13 protein-coding genes are annotated in these 18,501 nt (G+C 38.5%); 9 read left to right on the forward strand and 4 right to left on the reverse strand.

Translation table 11 applies throughout. The features are described 5' to 3' along the window. Window position 1 precedes the first annotated feature (1 nt). From ACOXY8_RS01395 to tgt, 3 genes are read right to left on the reverse strand one after another with little or no spacing between them, the layout of a single operon-like run. A complete protein-coding gene (locus tag ACOXY8_RS01395; protein ID WP_458329768.1) occupies window positions 2-916 on the reverse strand; it encodes a DMT family transporter in 915 nt (304 codons plus the stop codon). Further along, window positions 916-2,001, reverse strand: coding sequence for an LptF/LptG family permease (locus ACOXY8_RS01400; protein ID WP_458329769.1), 1,086 nt, complete (start codon window positions 1,999-2,001; stop codon window positions 916-918). Before ACOXY8_RS01400 ends, ACOXY8_RS01395 begins: the two co-directional genes overlap by 1 nt. Before the next feature lie 55 nt (window positions 2,002-2,056). Then, window positions 2,057-3,187: a tRNA guanosine(34) transglycosylase Tgt gene (gene tgt, locus ACOXY8_RS01405; protein ID WP_458329770.1), complete on the reverse strand. Its 1,131-nt coding sequence runs from the start codon at window positions 3,185-3,187 to the stop codon at window positions 2,057-2,059. A gap of 91 nt (window positions 3,188-3,278) precedes the next feature. Here tgt and ACOXY8_RS01410 point away from each other — a divergent pair, with 91 nt between their 5' ends. From ACOXY8_RS01410 to trxA, 6 genes are all read left to right on the forward strand, one after another. Beyond that, window positions 3,279-4,406 (forward strand): glycosyltransferase, encoded by a 1,128-nt coding sequence (locus ACOXY8_RS01410; RefSeq protein ID WP_458329771.1) that lies wholly within the window; start codon window positions 3,279-3,281, stop codon window positions 4,404-4,406. After that, entirely contained in the window at window positions 4,400-5,008 is a 609-nt protein-coding gene (locus ACOXY8_RS01415; RefSeq protein ID WP_458329772.1) for an RNA polymerase sigma factor, read from the forward strand. Before ACOXY8_RS01410 ends, ACOXY8_RS01415 begins: the two co-directional genes overlap by 7 nt. A 15-nt stretch (window positions 5,009-5,023) precedes the next feature. Next, window positions 5,024-5,662 carry a 16S rRNA (guanine(527)-N(7))-methyltransferase RsmG gene (rsmG, locus tag ACOXY8_RS01420; RefSeq protein WP_458329773.1) on the forward strand — a complete coding sequence of 213 codons (639 nt, stop codon included), beginning with the start codon at window positions 5,024-5,026 and terminating at the stop codon, window positions 5,660-5,662. 142 nt (window positions 5,663-5,804) lie between these two features. Then, on the forward strand, window positions 5,805-7,418 hold the full coding sequence (locus tag ACOXY8_RS01425) for a tetratricopeptide repeat protein (protein ID WP_458329774.1): 1,614 nt from the start codon (window positions 5,805-5,807) through the stop codon (window positions 7,416-7,418). A 3-nt stretch (window positions 7,419-7,421) separates the two neighbouring features. Further along, window positions 7,422-11,657 (forward strand): DNA polymerase III subunit alpha, encoded by a 4,236-nt coding sequence (dnaE, locus tag ACOXY8_RS01430; protein WP_458329775.1) that lies wholly within the window; start codon window positions 7,422-7,424, stop codon window positions 11,655-11,657. Window positions 11,658-11,740: 83 nt separating this feature from the next. Further along, on the forward strand, window positions 11,741-12,064 hold the full coding sequence (gene trxA, locus ACOXY8_RS01435; RefSeq protein WP_458329776.1) for a thioredoxin: 324 nt from the start codon (window positions 11,741-11,743) through the stop codon (window positions 12,062-12,064). A gap of 87 nt (window positions 12,065-12,151) precedes the next feature. Here trxA and dnaA read toward each other — a convergent pair whose 3' ends face one another. Further along, the gene (gene dnaA / locus ACOXY8_RS01440; RefSeq protein ID WP_458329777.1) at window positions 12,152-13,576 is read right to left on the reverse strand and encodes a chromosomal replication initiator protein DnaA; all 1,425 of its coding nucleotides are present in this window, start codon (window positions 13,574-13,576) and stop codon (window positions 12,152-12,154) included. Between the two features lie 228 nt (window positions 13,577-13,804). Between dnaA and ACOXY8_RS01445 the strand changes: the two genes are divergently transcribed. From ACOXY8_RS01445 to ACOXY8_RS01455, 3 genes are read left to right on the forward strand one after another with little or no spacing between them, the layout of a single operon-like run. Next, a complete protein-coding gene (locus ACOXY8_RS01445; protein ID WP_458329778.1) occupies window positions 13,805-15,619 on the forward strand; it encodes a methylmalonyl-CoA mutase family protein in 1,815 nt (604 codons plus the stop codon). 6 nt (window positions 15,620-15,625) lie between these two features. Continuing rightward, window positions 15,626-17,758, forward strand: coding sequence for a methylmalonyl-CoA mutase (gene scpA, locus ACOXY8_RS01450; RefSeq protein ID WP_458329779.1), 2,133 nt, complete (start codon window positions 15,626-15,628; stop codon window positions 17,756-17,758). Window positions 17,759-17,774: 16 nt separating this feature from the next. Beyond that, entirely contained in the window at window positions 17,775-18,479 is a 705-nt protein-coding gene (locus tag ACOXY8_RS01455; protein WP_458329780.1) for a M15 family metallopeptidase, read from the forward strand. Window positions 18,480-18,501 lie beyond the last annotated feature (22 nt).

The raw sequence follows: 18,501 nt of genomic DNA on the forward strand, positions 1-18,501 counted from the left end.
ATTATTTAAAGAGCCTTGTCGAAAGTGGTCTTCTTTGCATTAATCTATTCAGAATTGGATAAGAAAGTACTGAAATCAAAATCACCAATGTGCCAATATAAAACTGCTCACTCATTTTCTCCTTTTCACCGAATACAATTACAGCTAGAATAATTCCGTAAACAGGTTCTAGATTTACAGTAAGATTTAAGAAAAAAGCACTGATTCTTTTCATCAGTTCAATTGAAACGGAGTACGCAAAGACAGTACACACAAGCGCCAATATCAAAATGTAAATGAAATCCATCCCAGTTGGCATCAATTGCAAACCTAAGCCATCAGTCATATAAACTGAGTAAAAAGGAAGAAAAAGCACAGTTCCTAAAAATGCACCAATCATCTCATAAAAGTTGATCATATATGGATGATGCTTCTTGGTAAATTTGCCATTAATTACGGTGAAAATGGCGGCTAATAGTGCTGAACCAAGAGCCATTGACAAGCCAAGTACATGATCAAACTCAAATCGAAAAATAATATAAAGTCCGAAAAGCACCACTAAACCTAAGGCTACTTCAAAGATTTTAATCTTTCTCTTTGTTAATATTGGCTCAATAATGCTTGTCCAAAGAGAGGTAGTTGCCATTCCTGCTAAGCAAATAGATGCAGTTGATACCTTGGCTGCTCCAAAAAATAAAATCCAATGTGCTGAGATCAAAAAACCTGTTGCTAACATTTTCACTATTTCCACCTGCCCAATCGAGAATGAATGTTTGCGGAAAAGTAAAATGATGCCTAATCCAAGAGCTGCTAATAAGGTACGATGAAAAACAATTTCTACAGAAGGAATACTTATTAATACGCCAAGGATTGCGGTAAAACCCCATAGCAGCACTATTAAGTGGAGCATAAAAAAATCCTTACTATCGGCGGTCATTATCTAGGCAGCGTTTTGTACAATATCAATGTGATAAATGTAAAAACAATATTTGGCATCCAAACGGCCAATAGTGGATTAATAGCTCCACCTTCCGCAATATTTTTGGAGACTAAAAAGAAAATGATAAAAACAGCTGCCAAACCAAAGCCAACTGCCATTTGGGCACCTGTACCACCTCTAGATTTGCGGGAGGAAACGATCACGCCTAATAATGTCAATACCAAAGCGGCAAATGGAGCCATAAATCGAGAATACTTCTCTATATAATACACAATAAGATTATCGGCTCCTCTTGACTCAAGCACCGCAATGTACTCGTTGAGTTCTGTAAGAGTGAGCATTTCTTGTTTATTATCCACTATTTCAAAATCTTCAGGAAAAAGATTGATAAGAGTATCTAATTCGCTACCAGTTCTAGCTTCCTCCTCCATTCCAGAAAACTTACGATATTTCCAATCTACCAAGTGCCATACGCCTGATTCACCTACTGTATCAGGTTTCCAAATGATTCGCTCCGCATAAAGTTTATCAATAAGCTGATTACCTTTTATTGTCTCAATAGTAAACCTAAAACCCGTATTAATTGCATTGGAATAGCTCTGCATATAGACGTACGATTCCGGTCCAACCTTCACATGGAAATTGGTTTGACCAAACATCTGTTTTCCATCTATATACTTTATTTCAAAATCAATCCTTGGCTTATTGGCCATTGGGATGATCCAGCCTTGCAATAAAAAGCTAGCAATAGTAATGATAAAAGCACCAATCATATAGGGCCTCAAAAGACGCTGAAAGCTCATCCCACTACTTAGCATCGCAATAATCTCTGTATGCGAAGCCAATTTGGAAGTCATAAAAACAGTGGCAATAAATATGGTAATTGGAGTCAAAACATTACCCATGTACGGAGCATAGTACATGTAGTATTTAAGAATTTCTAATGTGCTGACATTATTTTTGAGATAGGCGTCATTATTCTCCACAAAATGTAAAACAGAGATTATGGATATAAGCAACAACACCACAAAAATGAAGGTGACGAGAAAACGCTTTAGAATATATTTATCTAAAATTTTCAATAGATCTACAGAATTGGGAATGCGTTAAACAAAATTTGAACCATCATTGACACAATTACAAACGACGCGAAACTTTCTCAACCATTTCCTTTTTCCAACTTGCAAAATCACCTTCAATAATGTGGATACGAGCTTGCTTCACCAACCATAGATAAAAGCTAAGATTTTGAATACTAGCAATTTGTGCTCCTAGCATCTCCTTACTTGTGATTAGATGTCTTAAGTAGGCTTTTGAATAAAAATTACTTGAATGGGCAGTCAATCCAGCATCAATTGGGCTGAAATCATCCTTCCACCTTTCATTTCGCATATTCAAAATTCCCTCTGTGGTGAAAATCATTCCATTACGGGCATTTCTTGTTGGCATTACGCAGTCGAACATATCGATACCTAAAGCAATACATTCAAGCAAATTGGCAGGTGTGCCCACGCCCATCAGATAGCGAGGCTTTTCAAATGGCAATATATCGCAAACTACCTCTGTCATTTCATACATATCTTCAGCTGGCTCGCCAACCGATAATCCTCCGATTGCATTGCCTACCCTATCCATTGAGGCAATTTTTTCTGCTGAAATTTTTCTCAATTCCGGATATACACTCCCTTGAACGATAGGAAATAAATGCTGCTCAAACCCATAGATTCCCTCTGTTTCATCAAATCGCTTGCAACATCTCTCAAGCCAGCGGTGAGTCATTTCCATCGATCTCTTAGCATAGCCATATTCACAAGGATATGGAGTGCATTCATCGAAAGCCATTATAATATCCGCTCCGATTCTCCTTTGGATGTCCATCACTCCCTCCGGACTGAAAAAATGCTTACTCCCACTGATATGAGATTTAAACTCAACTCCAGCTTCCTTTATCTTGCGTGTGCCAGACAAAGAATACACTTGGTATCCTCCACTATCTGTCAAGATAGGTTTGTCCCAACCATTGAATTTGTGTAATCCTCCCGCTTGCTCCAATATATCCAGACCTGGACGTAGATATAAGTGATATGTATTGCCCAAAATTATTTGGGCTTGAATATCCAATTCCAACTCTCGCTGATGAACAGCTTTGACTGTAGCTGCTGTGCCCACAGGCATAAAAATGGGCGTTTCTACCGCCCCATGTGCTGTGTGGAATATACCTGCCCTAGCCTTTGTATTTAGGTCTTTTGCCTTCAGTTCAAAATTCATCTGCAACAAGTCTCATTTTTCAAGTCGCAAAAATAACATTAAATAATCCCTGAAAGACTATCTTTGGCAAGAATTGAACACGTACTTTCAAATGATATTACCTTTACTGCTCTACAGCCTCATTGCCCTTGTATTTATTCAACTTATTTATCACTTAGTTTACTTCATCCGGATTCCATTTTTCAAGCGAAAAACGGTAGATGAAAGTCAAATTGAAGGAGTATCAATTGTAGTCTGTGCACACAATGAGGAAGAAAATTTACGAGAATTGCTCCCTTTACTTTTGGAGCAGGATCATCCAAATTATGAAATAATTATTGTGGATGATAAATCTTCAGATGGGAGTTATGACTTTCTGACCGAAGAGAAATTGAGGCATCCAAAATTAAAATTGGTGGTGATTGATTCAACTCCTGATGCTTTTAACTCAAAAAAATACGCATTAACCCTGGGTATAAAAGCTGCCAAAAATGACATCGTTTTACTGACCGATGCTGATTGCCGTCCAAATAGCAAATCTTGGGCAAGCGAAATGGCTAAAACCTTCGATCCGGAAACGCAGATAGTTTTAGGTTACTCGCATTATCAGAAATCCGGCGGGTTTTTGGGCAAACAAATTGATTTTGAAACGCTTATAACAGGAATACTATATATTTCATCTGCGCTCGCTTTTAGACCATATATGGGTGTAGGTAGAAATTTGGCTTATCGCAAAAGCTTTTTCTTAAAGAATAAGGGCTTTTATGGAATGATGGAATTGACTGGTGGCGATGATGATTTGTTTGTAAATAAGTACGCCAAGAAAAAGTTCACTAAGGTGTGTATCGGTTCAGATGTGGTCTTAATGTCAGTACCTAAAAAATCCTGGTCAACATATTACAGACAAAAATTAAGACACATGGCAGCCGGAAAGCATTACAAATTTCGAGATAAATTCAGGATTGGCCTTTTCCATATTTCCTTATCGCTAATGTGGCTAAATGCCTTTATATTAGCCTTCTATTGGGAGAACTTATTAGACTACAAACTTTTATTTGGAATAGCGGCGGGAGGATTCCTTTTAAGGTTAATTTTGTTGCATACATTTTTTATTCTAGCTGCTAAGCGATTTGGTGTGAAAGTTGCTGGATTTTTATTAATTTTTTCCGAGATTTTTTATCTCAAATATTATTTATTGGTTGGCATATCTGCACAGTTTTCTAAAAGGATAAAATGGTAGCTTCACGTGGTTTTTCTCAAAAGGCTTTAAAGGATTTCGAACTTATTGACCAGGCGGTTGATGAGAAAGATCAGCAAGCATATGCAGATTTGTTGAAGAGGTACAAAAAACCTGTTTATCATATGATCCTGAAAATGGTTCGTAATGTTGATGATGCAGAAGACTTAACCATTGAAGCGTTTGCAAAGGCTTTCAAAAATCTCCACAAATTCAAAAAAGATTATACTTTCAGTACTTGGCTATTTCGTATTGCAACCAACAATGCGATTGACTTTATCCGCAAAAAGAAATTAGATACACTGAGTATTCATCATGCTTACAAAGATGATAATGGTGATTCTGTAGGTATAGAAGTGATGGATCTGAAAATGGATCCAGAGGAAGAGGCAATCAATACCCAGAAAAAAGAACTTATTAGAATATTCGTAACAAAGCTACCTCCTAAATATCAGCGACTTGTGAAGCTTCGCTATTTTCAGGAATTTTCTTATGACGAAATTGCCAAAGAAATTGAAGCACCCCTAGGCACAGTAAAAGCCCAACTTCACAGAGCAAGAGAGTTACTTTCTGACTTGGTAAGAGGGAAAGAAGAGCACATTTAACCTATCTTTGCTTCTGTGAAAGGATCAGAAATTATTTACCATTATTTCCCGGCACTTACCGAGAAGCAAATCCAGCAATTCGATCAACTGAAAAGTTTGTACGATGAGTGGAATTCCCAAATTAATGTAATATCCCGAAAAGACATGGATGAATTTTATATTCACCATGTCCTTCACTCATTGGCTATTGCTAAGATCAATCCCTTTAAGCCAGGAGCTAAAATCATGGATATTGGTACAGGTGGAGGTTTCCCAGGAATTCCACTGGCAATCTTATTTCCAGAGGCTCAGTTTCATTTGGTGGACTCCATCGGAAAAAAGATAAAAGTAGTAGAAGGCGTGAAAACTTCTCTTGGACTAGACAATGTGACAGCAGCCAATATTAGAGGAGAAAAGGTAAAAGGTACTTTCGATTTTGTGATTAGCCGAGCCGTTGCTCGCTTAGCAAATCTTCATTTATGGTCTAAGCACAAAATCAATCCAGGCCACACACACAAACTGGCCAATGGCATGCTCCTACTAAAAGGAGGTGATTTGGCTGAAGAAATAGAGGAATCAGAATTATTCGTTCAAGAATTTCCCCTTAGCAATTTTTTCAAAGAACCATATATGGAAACCAAGAAGGTGATTTACGTCCCATATACTGAGAAATAATTTATCAACCCATTTTGATCTAATTATTCCTATTTGAAATTTTAAGAGTCAGTTCTAAAAATTGATCAAGGGTTCCATCATTAATTTTGATAAATTGTGAGATAAATTTATCATTAATTTTTCATTCAGAGAATCCACTAAATTGCGAACAGCACCTACTCAAAATATTCAAACTGCACTAATTGTAGCTTTGCTATTTTTCTTTTTGCTATTCACTTGGCAAGTATCCCAATTCAATTTTGCCTTCAATTGGGATGATGATATGCAAATTTTGGAGAATGAATTAGTTAGAAACCCAGTCAAAAACTCAATTTTCAAAATATTTTCCGAGCCAGCTGCAGGTATGTACCAACCTATAGTCACCTTACTATTCAAAATTGAGACCTTGCTTTTTGGCTTTAGTCCAAAGGTCTACCATACTTTTTCGATCATATGGCACTTTATTGCAATTTTGGGTGCGTATTTATTGGCATTAAGGCTTAGTCGCAATAATTGGGTTGCCTTAATAGTAGCTTCCCTATTAGCTTTTCATCCATCTGCTTCAGAACCAATCGCATGGATTTCAGCAAGGAGTACGTTGGTCTATGCTAGCTTTGGCTTTTTTGGTTTAGCATTTTGGGTTCAATATTTAGATAACCATAAAAAGAAGCACGTTTTCATTGCAATTTTATTGGTTATAGTATCCATGTTAAGCAAGGTACAAGGAATAATTTGGCCAATAATGATGGTAGCTATATGGTGGCTGTATAGTAAAAGAAGTATTAAGGATTTTCAGAAACTATCCCCCTTTGTATTAATCGTTCCAGTTATCATTTGGTTAGGGTTCAAGTTTAGACCTAGTATTCCTGAATCTGAGAATTATACAGAACTACTATTATTGTCAGGAGTTAAGCTTATATGGTTCCTTAAGCGTATATTTTGGTTTGGAGATATATCAGCAATTTATCCCCCATTTAGCATTAGTATTATTACACACACAACACTATTATTATGGCCAATTTCATTGGTTTTGTTAATCAAACTATATCTAATTAAGTCGAAGTTTACATTTCCTCTCTTCTATTTTTTGACATTTACCACAATTCACCTAATTCAATTTAGTATAGCAAGTCCGGTCGCAGATAGATATTTGTATGTGCCCATTTTTGGTATGGCATTGATATTAGCACTAGCATTACAAAAACTGCCTATCAAACAAAATATTGCTATTTTTGCTTTGATAGTTATTTACTACGGATTCAATTTCATACAAGCATTACCCAAATGGAAAGAACCTTTAGCTCTTTGGCAGTCAGCAAGTAATACCCATCCTGATTTCTATTTTGCTTGGGAAAAATTAGCCATAACTCAAGCTGCATACGGAGATTATAATGCTGCCTTGAATAGCTATTCAAAAGCACTAAAGTTAGAGAAAAATTCAAGTCGATTATATTTCAACGCTGCAGTAGCACAATTTCAAAGTAAGAATCTGGAAAAGGCAGAAGAATACTATAGCAAAGCGATTTCTTTAGAACCTACTGTATTTTATTATTACATGAATTTAGGCAGAACCTTGTTTGAATTGGGTAAAATCGACCAAGCTTGGATTACATTGCAACAAGGAGAAAATCTAGCTCCAAATGACCCATTGGTTCAAATGACATTGGGTCAATTTGCCGCTGAAAGTGGGAAAACAAATCCCTGCCCTTATTTCCAAAAAGCTCTAAGCTTGGGACATACTCAGGCTCAAGCATTTTTAAACAACTATTGCAAATAAGCTATGTATTTAATATTCGATACCGAAACCACTGGTTTACCTCAAAACTACAATGCTCCTGTAAGTGATCTAGACAATTGGCCGAGGCTGGTTCAGTTAGCTTGGCAATTGCATGATGCAAAAGGAAATCTGGTTTCTAGTCACAATTATATAGTAAGACCAGAAGGTTTTACAATCCCTTATAACTCAGAAAAAATTCATGGAATCTCTACTGCACTTGCAGAAAAGGAAGGTCATTCTTTACGCAAGGTTCTGGAATTATTTTCGGTAGATGTTGCCAAGTCAAGTTTCCTAGTAGGCCATAATATTGGATTTGATATCAATATAATGGGAGCTGAATACCTGCGAATGAAGGAGGATAATCAGCTGGAAGGTCGTGCATCGATTGACACCAAAGACGAAGCAACAGAGTTTTGCGCTTTACCTGGAGGTAAAGGCGGGAAATTCAAATGGCCTACACTTACCGAACTTCACCAAAAATTATTTAACAAGCCTTTCAAGGACGCACACGATGCAGCATTTGATGTGGACGCCACCGCAAGATGCTTCTTTGGCTTATTGAAAGAAGGCGTAATCAAGCCTATTGAAGGAGTAATGATCAAAGAGATCACCTATCAACCTCCCGCTTTAGATGAAGCTAATTTTGTAAAAAAAGCACCTGCTAAGAAGAAACGGAGAATCATCGAACCTAATCAAAGTGTCGATATTTCTGCCCCATTTACGCATTTACATGTTCATTCTCAGTTTTCTGTATTACAGGCTGTCCCCCAAATACCCAAACTTATCGCCAAGGCAAAGGAACTGAATATGCCGGCAGTGGCTCTCACGGATTTAGGCAATATGTTTGGCTCATTTCTATTCGTAAGAGAAGCATTTAAGCAAGGGATTAAGCCTATTGTAGGTTGCGAATTTTACGTGGCTGAGGAGCGTACCAGACTCCAATTTACCAAAGATCATACTGATAAGCGCTTTAGTCAGGTGCTTTTGGCAAAGAATAAGGATGGATTTCATTCATTGGCCAAGTTGGCTTCTCTGGCATTTACAGAGGGCAATTACGGGCTTTACCCAAGAATTGATCGTGAGTTAATCGCACAATATAGTAATAATGTTATCGCATTAAGTGGTGGTTTAACAGGCGAAGTTCCAAGCTTAATCCTAAATATTGGTGAGCATCAAGCTGAAGAGGCTTTTAAATGGTGGGTAGATACGTTTAAAGAGGATTTTTATGTAGAGTTAACTCGACATGGGCTTGAAGAGGAAGATCGCGTAAATGACGTGCTACTTGAGTTTGCCGACAAATACAATGTGAAAGTAATAGCCAGCAATGATGTCTATTACTTAGATAAAAATGATGCTGACGCTCACGATATTTTGCTTTGCGTAAGAGATGGAGAGAAAAAAAGTACTCCTATAGGAAGAGGTCGAGGTTATAGATTTGGCTTTCCGAACAAAGAATACTATTTCAAAACGCAGGATGAGATGAAAAAGCTCTTTGCTGACATCCCTGAGGCGATTGAAAACATAGCGGAAATCGTAGATAAAATTGAGGCTTTCGAATTGGAGCGGGAGGTTTTGTTGCCAGCCTTCGATATACCCCAAGAATTTGTCGATCCACAAGATGCAATTGATGGAGGGAAAAGAGGCGAGAACAATTATCTGCGCCATCTTACTTATGTCGGTGCTGAAAAAAGATACGGCGAAGTCTCAGATGAAATAAGAGAAAGACTAGATTTTGAGCTCGAAACCATTGAACGAACTGGCTATCCCGGCTATTTCCTAATTGTCCAGGATTTCACCAATAAAGCGCGTGAAATGGGCGTTTCAGTTGGTCCTGGACGTGGCTCCGCTGCGGGCTCTGCAGTAGCCTATTGCATTGCAATTACCAATGTGGATCCCATTAAATATGATCTACTATTCGAGAGATTCCTTAATCCGGATCGGGTTTCACTTCCCGATATTGATATCGATTTTGATGATGAAGGCAGAGGAAAAGTAATCGATTATGTAATCAACAAGTATGGCAAATCACAAGTAGCTCAAATCATTACCTATGGTACAATGGGCGCAAAATCAGCAATCCGCGATTGCGCACGCGTAATGGAATTGCCATTGAGTGAAGCAACACAATTGGCCAAACTTATTCCTGACAAACCCATAGGCATCAATCTGCAAAAGGCTTATGAGTTGGAGCCCCAACTCAAAGCCATCAGGAATAGCAAAAGTCTTCAAGGCGAAATCCTTCGTCAAGCAGATGTCTTGGAAGGTTCGCTTCGAAATACAGGTGTTCATGCATGCGGCGTAATTATCACTCCTGATGATATTCAGAAATTTATTCCTGTAGGCGTTGCCAAGGATTCTGACTTGGTAGTAACCCAGTATGACAACTCTGTGGTGGAAAGTGCCGGCTTATTGAAAATGGACTTTTTGGGTCTGAAAACCCTGTCTATCATAAAAGACGCACTGCGCCAAATAAAGAAAAATCATGGGATCGACATTGACATAGAAACGATTCCACTAGATGACATAAAGACTTTAGAGCTTTTTTCAAAAGGAGAAACGGTTGGCCTATTTCAGTTTGAATCTCCTGGAATGCAAAAGCACCTCAAGGGACTCAAACCAGATAAGTTTGAGGATATTATTGCCATGAATGCGCTGTATCGTCCTGGCCCAATGGATTATATACCAAACTTCATTGCTCGTAAGCATGGTATCGAGCCTATCAGCTATGATATTCCTATAATGGAAGAATACCTGAAGGAAACTTACGGGATCACGGTATACCAAGAACAGGTGATGCTTCTTTCCCAATCCTTGGCTGGATTCACCAAAGGCCAAGCGGATAAATTGCGTAAAGCAATGGGTAAAAAGCAAAAGTCCGTACTGGATGAATTGAAGGAAACCTTCCTAGAAGGCTGTAAAAAGAATGGACATGAACGCAAAATATGTGAGAAAATTTGGACAGATTGGGAAGCATTTGCAGCCTATGCATTCAACAAATCTCACTCAACTTGCTATTCCTATATAGCATTCCAAACTGGCTATTTAAAAGCGCATTATCCAGCGGAGTTTATGGCTGCGGTACTTACACACAACCAAAGCGATATTAAAAGCCTTACCAAATACATGGAAGGATGCCGTGATTATGGAATTAAGGTGTTGGGTCCCCATGTGAACGAATCGGGTGTGTACTTTGAGGTAAATGAAAAAGGTGAAATACGATTTGGCTTAGGCGCAATAAAAGGTGCGGGTGAAGCTGCCGTTGAATCATTGATAGAGGAAAGAACTAAATCTGGTCATTTCAAGGATATCTTTGATTTCACCAATAGAGTGAATTTAAAGGCTGTCAATAAAAAGACTTTCGAAGCATTGGCCATGTCTGGCGCTTTCGATTGTTTCGAAGAATACCACAGAAGACAATATTTGGAAGCTCCTGAAGGTGAGGCTAATCTAGTAGAAAAAGCTATCAAATACGCTCAGAAGCTTCAAATAGAAAAAGAAAGTGCTCAAACTAGTCTATTCGGCGGTTCAGGTGGAATGGACATACCAAAGCCAAGTGTACCACCAATGGAGCCTTTCCACGATTTGGTAAAGCTCCGAAAAGAGCGGGAGGTTGTGGGACTTTACATTTCTGGTCATCCACTTGACCAATACAAATTGGAGATTCAAAGTTTTTGTAATGGAAGCCTAAGCGACCTCAATAATTTGGAGGAATTAGCTGGCAAAACCATGAAATTGGCAGGCATGGTTACCGAGGTACAACATCGAATGACCCAAAAATCAAACAAACCATTCGGCTCATTGACTATGGAAGATTACAATGGAAGTTTCCGATTTATGATTTTCGGTGAAGACTACATTAAATTCAAGGGCTTTTTAGAAACGGGCTGGTATTTATTTTTGGTAGTGAAAGTGGAAAGAAATAAATACAGAGATAATGACTTCGAAGCAAAAATTGTAAGAATTGAATTCATTAGTGACCTGTGGGAGAAATTGGCCAAAGGTGTGAAAGTGAATATAGATTTAGAGTCACTAAACCAAAGTATGATTAGTAGTTTAGATAATCTTAAAAATACCTATCCCGGCTCCGTACCTGTTAGACTACATTTTATAGACCGGCGGGAGGAAATGGAAGTGCCACTTCTTGCTCGGAAATTATGTATTAACTTAGAGCAAGATAGTTTGCGAGAGCTGAAAAGAGTTGCCAAAAGCAAACCAACAGTAATTATGCATGAAGCATGAACCTGAAAGGAAAAGTTGCTGTTTACCTTTCGAAAATCACAGAGAAAAGAATTTAAAACGAATAATCAACATAATTTAAAGTAATGGCTAAAGCAATTAATGTAACCGACCAGAATTTTGAAGAAATAATCAATTCTGACAAACCTGTAATGCTAGATTTCAGGGCAGAATGGTGTGGCCCTTGTAAAATGATCGGCCCAGTTGTAGAAGAAATGGCTGCTGAATTTGAAGGCAAAGCTGTAATCGGTAAAGTAGATGTAGATAGCAACCCAGGCGTATCTGCAAAATTTGGAATCAGAAGTATCCCGACTTTATTATTCTTCAAAAATGGTGAAATCGTTGATAAGCAAGTTGGAGCAGTAAACAAGGCTGTTTTAGCTGGTAAGCTTGAAGGACAATTAGCTTAATCTAATTAGCGAAAATCATAAAATCACCTCTAAGACAAGATCTTAGAGGTTTTTTTGTGTCAGAATTTTTGTTGGAATTGTAGAATCTTAGAATCTTCTAATCTTAATTTTCTTCTTTACTTCTTCTAATGAATGAGCAAATCTAGCGTCGGTTTCCATCATGTTATCCACAGACTGAACAGCATGAATTACCGTACTGTGATCCCTCCCACCAAAATGATATCCAATCGATTTCAGCGAATGATTAGTATATTCTTTGGCTAAGAACATCGCAACTTGTCTGGAAATCACGATTTCCTTTTTACGCGTTTTGGCTTTCATATCTTCTACTGATATGCCGAAGTATTCACTTACTGTTTTCTGGATATAATCTATACCCACCTCTGAATCAATCTCTTGAACAATATTCTTCAAAGTTTGCTTCGCTAACTCAAGATTGATTTCGCGACGCGTAAGTGAAGCGTGTGCAATTAAGGATATCAATACACCTTCCAATTCACGGACATTAGTATCTACGCTATAAGCCAAATATTCCACGACATCTTCCGGAATATCAATTCCATCGGCTTGGAGTTTCCTATTGATAATGGCGATACGCGTTTCGAAATCCGGCAATTGCAAATCTGCAGTAAGCCCCCATTTGAAACGAGAAAGCAATCTATCTTGCAAACCTTGTAAATCGCGCGGAGGTCTATCACTGGTTAGGATTACCTGCTTACCATTCTGATGCAAGTGATTGAAGATATGGAAAAACATTTCTTGCGTTTTTTCCTTGCCCGACAAAAACTGAACATCATCAATAATTAGTACATCCACTTGCAAATAAAAATGCGTGAACTGCTGAATAGAGTTGTTTTTAATAGCGTCTGTAAATTGATTGGTGAATTTCTCTGAAGAAACATAAAACACCAATTTATCTTCTAAGCTTGAACGAATTTGGTTTCCAATACTATGTACCAAGTGCGTTTTTCCTAGCCCTACACCACCATAAATCATCAATGGATTGAAAGAAGTAATTCCTGGTTTAGTCGCTACCGCATAGCCTGCAGAACGAGCCAATCTATTACAATCTCCCTCAATAAATGAGTCGAAAACATAATTCGGATTCAGTGCAGTTTGATACATAAAGGCATCCTTATATGTATCCGGCTGAAAATTACCATTAGAACTTTCATAGCCATTGCCATTCATCGAGGCCATAGCTTTTTGTCGGTTCTGGTTTGGTAAATTTATGGAAACAGGTTTGTTATTGGAATTACCATTGTCCACTATTACCGAATACTCCAATCGCCCATGCTTGCCAATTTCTTGATCTATCGCCTTACGAAGCAATTGAACATAGTTTTCTTCCAACCACTCATAAAAAAATTGACTAGGTACTTGAATAGTAAGTGCGCCATCTTCGTATCGCAGCGGAACAATCGGCTTGAACCAAGTAATATAGGGTTGTTCACCTACATTCTCTCGAATATAAGTCAAACAGTTAGCCCAAATGGTCGCACAATCATTCATTTATTAGATACTCTTCTTATTAAAAAATATTTGATGTTCAGAAAAGAGGGAGACAAATTTGATAAAAAATTACCACAGTTGAAAGGACGAAAAGACAAGTTTTCCGATTATTTAATGTCGATTTTCTATTGAATTATATATTTCCCGCAACTCATATAAGTCATCCTTGATAATTCGAGTGATAGCGGATTTTAATGTATTTTTACACAAACAAAATCTCTGAAATAGATGAGTGATTCGCCATCCAATTTTTTCTCTGCACTTTCATTTCCCGATTATTCAAAAAACGAATGGAAGGCAAAAGTATTAAAAGACCTCAAAGGCAAAGACTATGAAAGCCTTTTTTGGAAAACAGATGAAGGCCTCCAATTAGAGCCAATGTATTTTCAAGAAGATTTACAGCAGTTAAATAGTCTCCAAAATCTTCATAACATCAATGCCAACGACAATCCAGCTTTTGCAAATCGGCATTGGACCAATTTCGAAAAAGTACTGGTTTCGGATGCAAATAAAGCTAATCAAGAAGCGCTCACTGCACTGGAAAATGGTGCAGATGGAATTGAATTTCACTTACATGGTAAGGCTGAATTAGGATTACTCTTGAATGGAATAATGCCGCAATATTGTGCGCTTTCATTTTATGGAATAGCAAATAATGAGCAGTTTATAAGTGAGTTGAAAAATTGGTTGAGCAAACAAAATATAGATCAAACACTGGTAAATATTTTTATAGATCATGATCCTATGGCTGATTTCCTAAAAGGAAAAGAACGTCATTTTGAGATATCATCCTTCGCTAAACTTCTCCAATCCAATGAAAAAGCGGGTGGGTTAAAAACCTTCACTTTAGATATGGGCATTTACCAAAATGCAGGTGCCGATGCTATTCAACAATTGGGAATCGGCATACATCATTTGGTCGCATATCTCGACAAGGGTACCGATGCGGGTTTATCCGCTGCTACCATTTTCGACAATTTGATGGTAAAATCCTCTATCGGGAATGAGTACTTTATTGAGATTGCAAAATTACGCGCGTTGAAAGCGTTGATTGCTAAAATTGCAAGCAGTTATGATATCGAAAATTACTCTCAAACAATTCATGCATACTCATCTGTTTGGAGCAAATCATTTTACGATCCTTACGTGAATATGCTTCGCAATACCACCGAAGCAATGTCTGCAATAATCGGTGGAGCAGATAGTATTTCCATTAGTCCGTATGACGAAGGACTTGCAGAGCCAAGTGCATTTTCTAAACGGATTACCAGAAACATTTCCTTGATATTGCAGGAAGAATCTTACCTTGGGAAAGTCGCTGATCCAGTTGCCGGATCCTATTATATCGAAACGCTCACGGCAAAACTTATTGAAGGAGCGTGGGAATTATTTCTAGACCTTGAAGATAGAGGTACTTTCGAAGTAAATGCTACATCCGGTTATTTACTTAGCTTAGTCACAGATAAGAGAAATACAAAACTCGAAAAAGTGGCTTCTAGAAAAACCACTTTTATTGGTACCAATCAGTTTCCAAACCCAACTGACAGTCTTGAAAAGGTGCTAAAACCTGAATGGATGGAAAATACTGATTCCTTCCTCCCGCGTCATGCAGCCTTACAGTTTGAAGCATTACGTCACCAAATGGAATCGAAAAAGGCGGGAGGTAAAATTCCAAAAGCCGTTATTCTCCCTCTTTCCAATGGATTTATGCCTAGCGCCCGTATCAACTTCAGTCAAGCATTTTTTGGCACTATAGGTATTCCATTAATGGCACTTTCTACCTTCTCAAAAGAGAATTCCATTAACGAATTAAAAGAGCATAATCCAGATTTAGTAATTCTTTGTGGTTCAGATGAGGATTATATAGCAATGGGCGAATCTGTTGCTGAGAACATTAAAAATGTAGGCACAGCAAAAATTGTCATCGCAGGAAATCCTGTGGAGCATGCCGACAAGCTACGAGTGGCTGGAGTGGATTATTTTATCCATGCAAAATCGAATGTGATCAACAGCCTGAGCCAAATTATTGAAACCCTTGATTGAAATTAAATGAAGCCGAATTTTAAGAATATAGATCAAAAAGCAATTCCCTTAGCCAAGCAATCCGAAATGGATTTGCCTGCTTTTCAATCTGCTGAAGACATTGAGATAAAAGGGATGTATGCCAAAGAGGATTTGCAAAACGATATAGGATCTCGCTTTGTAGCTGGCCTCCCGCCCTATTTGCGAGGCCCATATTCTAGCATGTATGTTTATCAGCCGTGGACTATCAGGCAGTATGCAGGTTTTAGTACGGCAGAAGAGTCCAATGCTTTTTACAGAAGAAATCTCGCTGCTGGCCAAAAAGGCTTGAGCGTAGCCTTCGATTTGGCTACACATAGAGGATATGACTCGGATCATCCGCGAGTAGTTGGTGATGTAGGAAAAGCCGGCGTAGCAATCGATTCCATTTTGGATATGAAGGTGCTTTTCGACCAAATTCCACTAGATAAAATGTCTGTTTCCATGACGATGAATGGAGCAGTGATTCCAATAATGGCATTTTATATAGTTGCAGCTGAAGAGCAAGGTGTATCTCCAGACAAACTGAGCGGAACCATCCAAAACGATATTTTGAAGGAGTTTATGGTGAGGAATACGTACATCTACCCTCCTACTCCTTCCATGCGCATTATCGCCGATATTTTTGCCTACACGGCCAAGAATATGCCCAAATTCAATTCCATAAGCATTAGTGGATATCACATGCAAGAAGCTGGCGCTACTGCCGATATTGAGCTTGCCTACACCCTTGCAGATGGATTGGAATATGTGCGAACTGGCTTAAAATCAGGCTTGAATATCGATGATTTTGCGCCTAGACTTTCCTTCTTCTGGGCTATTGGGATGAACCATTTTATGGAGATTGCCAAGATGCGAGCCGCCAGAGTGATTTGGGCAAAAATGATTAAGGAATTCAATCCGCAAAATCCAAAATCAATGGCTTTGCGAACACATTGCCAAACATCAGGCTGGAGTTTGACAGAGCAGGATCCATTCAATAATGTAACGCGAACTTGCGTGGAAGCTTTGGCTGCCGTCCTTGGTCACACACAAAGTTTACACACGAATGCTTTCGACGAAGCATTAGCATTGCCTACTGATTTCTCTGCTCGTATTGCTAGAAATACGCAGCTTTACTTGCAAGAAGAAACCAAAGTAACCAAAGCCGTAGATCCATGGGGTGGTTCTTATTATGTGGAATACCTTACTGAGCAATTGATAGAAAAGGCTTGGGCATTGATAGAAGAAGTAGAGGAATTAGGTGGAATGGCCAAAGCCATAGAAAGTGGCCTTCCTAAAATGAGAATTGAAGAAGCCGCTGCCAAAAAGCAAGCAAGGATAGATTCCAAAAGAGATATCATCGTTGGGATTAATCGCTACCAAGCTGAGAGCGATAAGGAATTTGATATACATGAAGTGGACAATACCGCAGTCTATAATTCGCAAATTGCACGTCTCAAAAAACTGAAAACTGAGAGAAACCAAGCTGATGTAGATAAGGCCTTGGAAGAAATTACCAATGCGGCCAAAACAGGTGAAGGAAATTTACTAGATTTAGCTGTGAAGGCTGCTAGAGTGCGAGCAACTTTAGGCGAGATTTCCGATGCGATGGAAAAGGTCTATGGTCGCCATCAAGCAGTTATTCGATCTATTCAAGGAGTATATTCAAGAGAAGTGGCGCAAGATCCAAACTTTAAGAAAGCAAAAGAATTAGCCGATCAATTCGAAAGTATTGAAGGCCGTCGTCCAAGAATTATGGTGGCCAAAATGGGACAAGATGGTCACGACAGAGGCGCAAAAGTAATTGCCACCAGCTTTGCAGACATTGGCTTCGATGTGGATATCGGACCATTGTTTCAAACACCAGAAGAAGTAGCCATGCAAGCCGTAGAAAATGATGTGCATATCATTGGTGCTTCATCGCTTGCCGCAGGTCATAAAACACTTATTCCCAAATTAATAGAGGAGTTAAAAAGACTAAAGCGCGAGGATATTATGGTAATAGCGGGAGGAGTAATTCCACCGAAAGATTATGATTTCCTATATGAAGCTGGCGTTTCTGGCGTATTCGGTCCAGGCACTGTTATTTCAAAAGCCGCTATCGATATTCTAGAGAAACTTTTGAGTACGGATGATTAAAGTGATTGTAAATAAAATGAAGATTTATAAATGGCCGACATTGTTATCAATGCTGGCTTTTTTATGTCTAAATCTTAGTGCCATTGCCCAGCAAAGTAATAAATATGGACTTGAAATTATAAGTCAAGTTGAAGATTATCAGAAATCGGTGGAAGAAAATCCCAATAAGGAATTGGTGGATTTGAGCCAATATATTCCAAACCTAATCTTCGATATCAGATACGCAAGCACAAATAATTTCGCAAAGACTAAAGTTTATGAATTGGAAAAAGCTTATCTGCGAAAAGCTGCCACCGAATCGCTAAAAAATGCCCAAAACGAATTGAATAGTATGGGGTTAGGCTTAAAGATATTCGATGGATATCGACCTTATGCTGTTACAGTTACTTTCTATCAATTGGCAGACAAAAAGGAATTCGTAGCACACCCAAAAGATGGCTCCAGACACAATAGAGGTTGTGCAGTAGATTTAACGGTGATCAATCTAAAGACTGGTCAAGAGCTCCCCATGCCTACAGATTATGATGATTTCACCGAGTTGGCAAGCCCTCGCTATACAGAACTTCCTGCTGAACAAATCAAAAATCGAGACCTGCTAATTGGCATTATGCACAAGCATGGTTTCAAAGTGTATTTCAACGAATGGTGGCACTTCGATTTTGTAGGATGGGAGGCTTATGAGTTGATGGATATTTCGTTTGAGGAACTTGTTAGGGATTAGGGGTGATAGGTTATAGGTGATG

Source organism: Peijinzhouia sedimentorum, from assembly GCF_049340005.1.
In the GTDB taxonomy this organism is placed as follows: domain Bacteria; phylum Bacteroidota; class Bacteroidia; order Cytophagales; family Cyclobacteriaceae; genus CAXBDP01.

Bases quoted from the DNA above. Each gene is read 5' to 3' on its own strand.
- ACOXY8_RS01445 (WP_458329778.1), top strand. From the start codon at position 13,805: ATGAGTGATTCGCCATCCAATTTTTTCTCTGCACTTTCATTTCCCGAT.
- tgt (WP_458329770.1), bottom strand. From the start codon at position 3,187: ATGAATTTTGAACTGAAGGCAAAAGACCTAAATACAAAGGCTAGGGCA.
- scpA (WP_458329779.1), top strand. From the start codon at position 15,626: ATGAAGCCGAATTTTAAGAATATAGATCAAAAAGCAATTCCCTTAGCC.
- dnaE (WP_458329775.1), top strand. From the start codon at position 7,422: ATGTATTTAATATTCGATACCGAAACCACTGGTTTACCTCAAAACTAC.
- dnaA (WP_458329777.1), bottom strand. From the start codon at position 13,576: ATGAATGATTGTGCGACCATTTGGGCTAACTGTTTGACTTATATTCGA.
- ACOXY8_RS01415 (WP_458329772.1), top strand. From the start codon at position 4,400: ATGGTAGCTTCACGTGGTTTTTCTCAAAAGGCTTTAAAGGATTTCGAA.
- ACOXY8_RS01455 (WP_458329780.1), top strand. From the start codon at position 17,775: ATGAAGATTTATAAATGGCCGACATTGTTATCAATGCTGGCTTTTTTA.
- ACOXY8_RS01410 (WP_458329771.1), top strand. From the start codon at position 3,279: ATGATATTACCTTTACTGCTCTACAGCCTCATTGCCCTTGTATTTATT.
- trxA (WP_458329776.1), top strand. From the start codon at position 11,741: ATGGCTAAAGCAATTAATGTAACCGACCAGAATTTTGAAGAAATAATC.
- ACOXY8_RS01395 (WP_458329768.1), bottom strand. From the start codon at position 916: ATGACCGCCGATAGTAAGGATTTTTTTATGCTCCACTTAATAGTGCTG.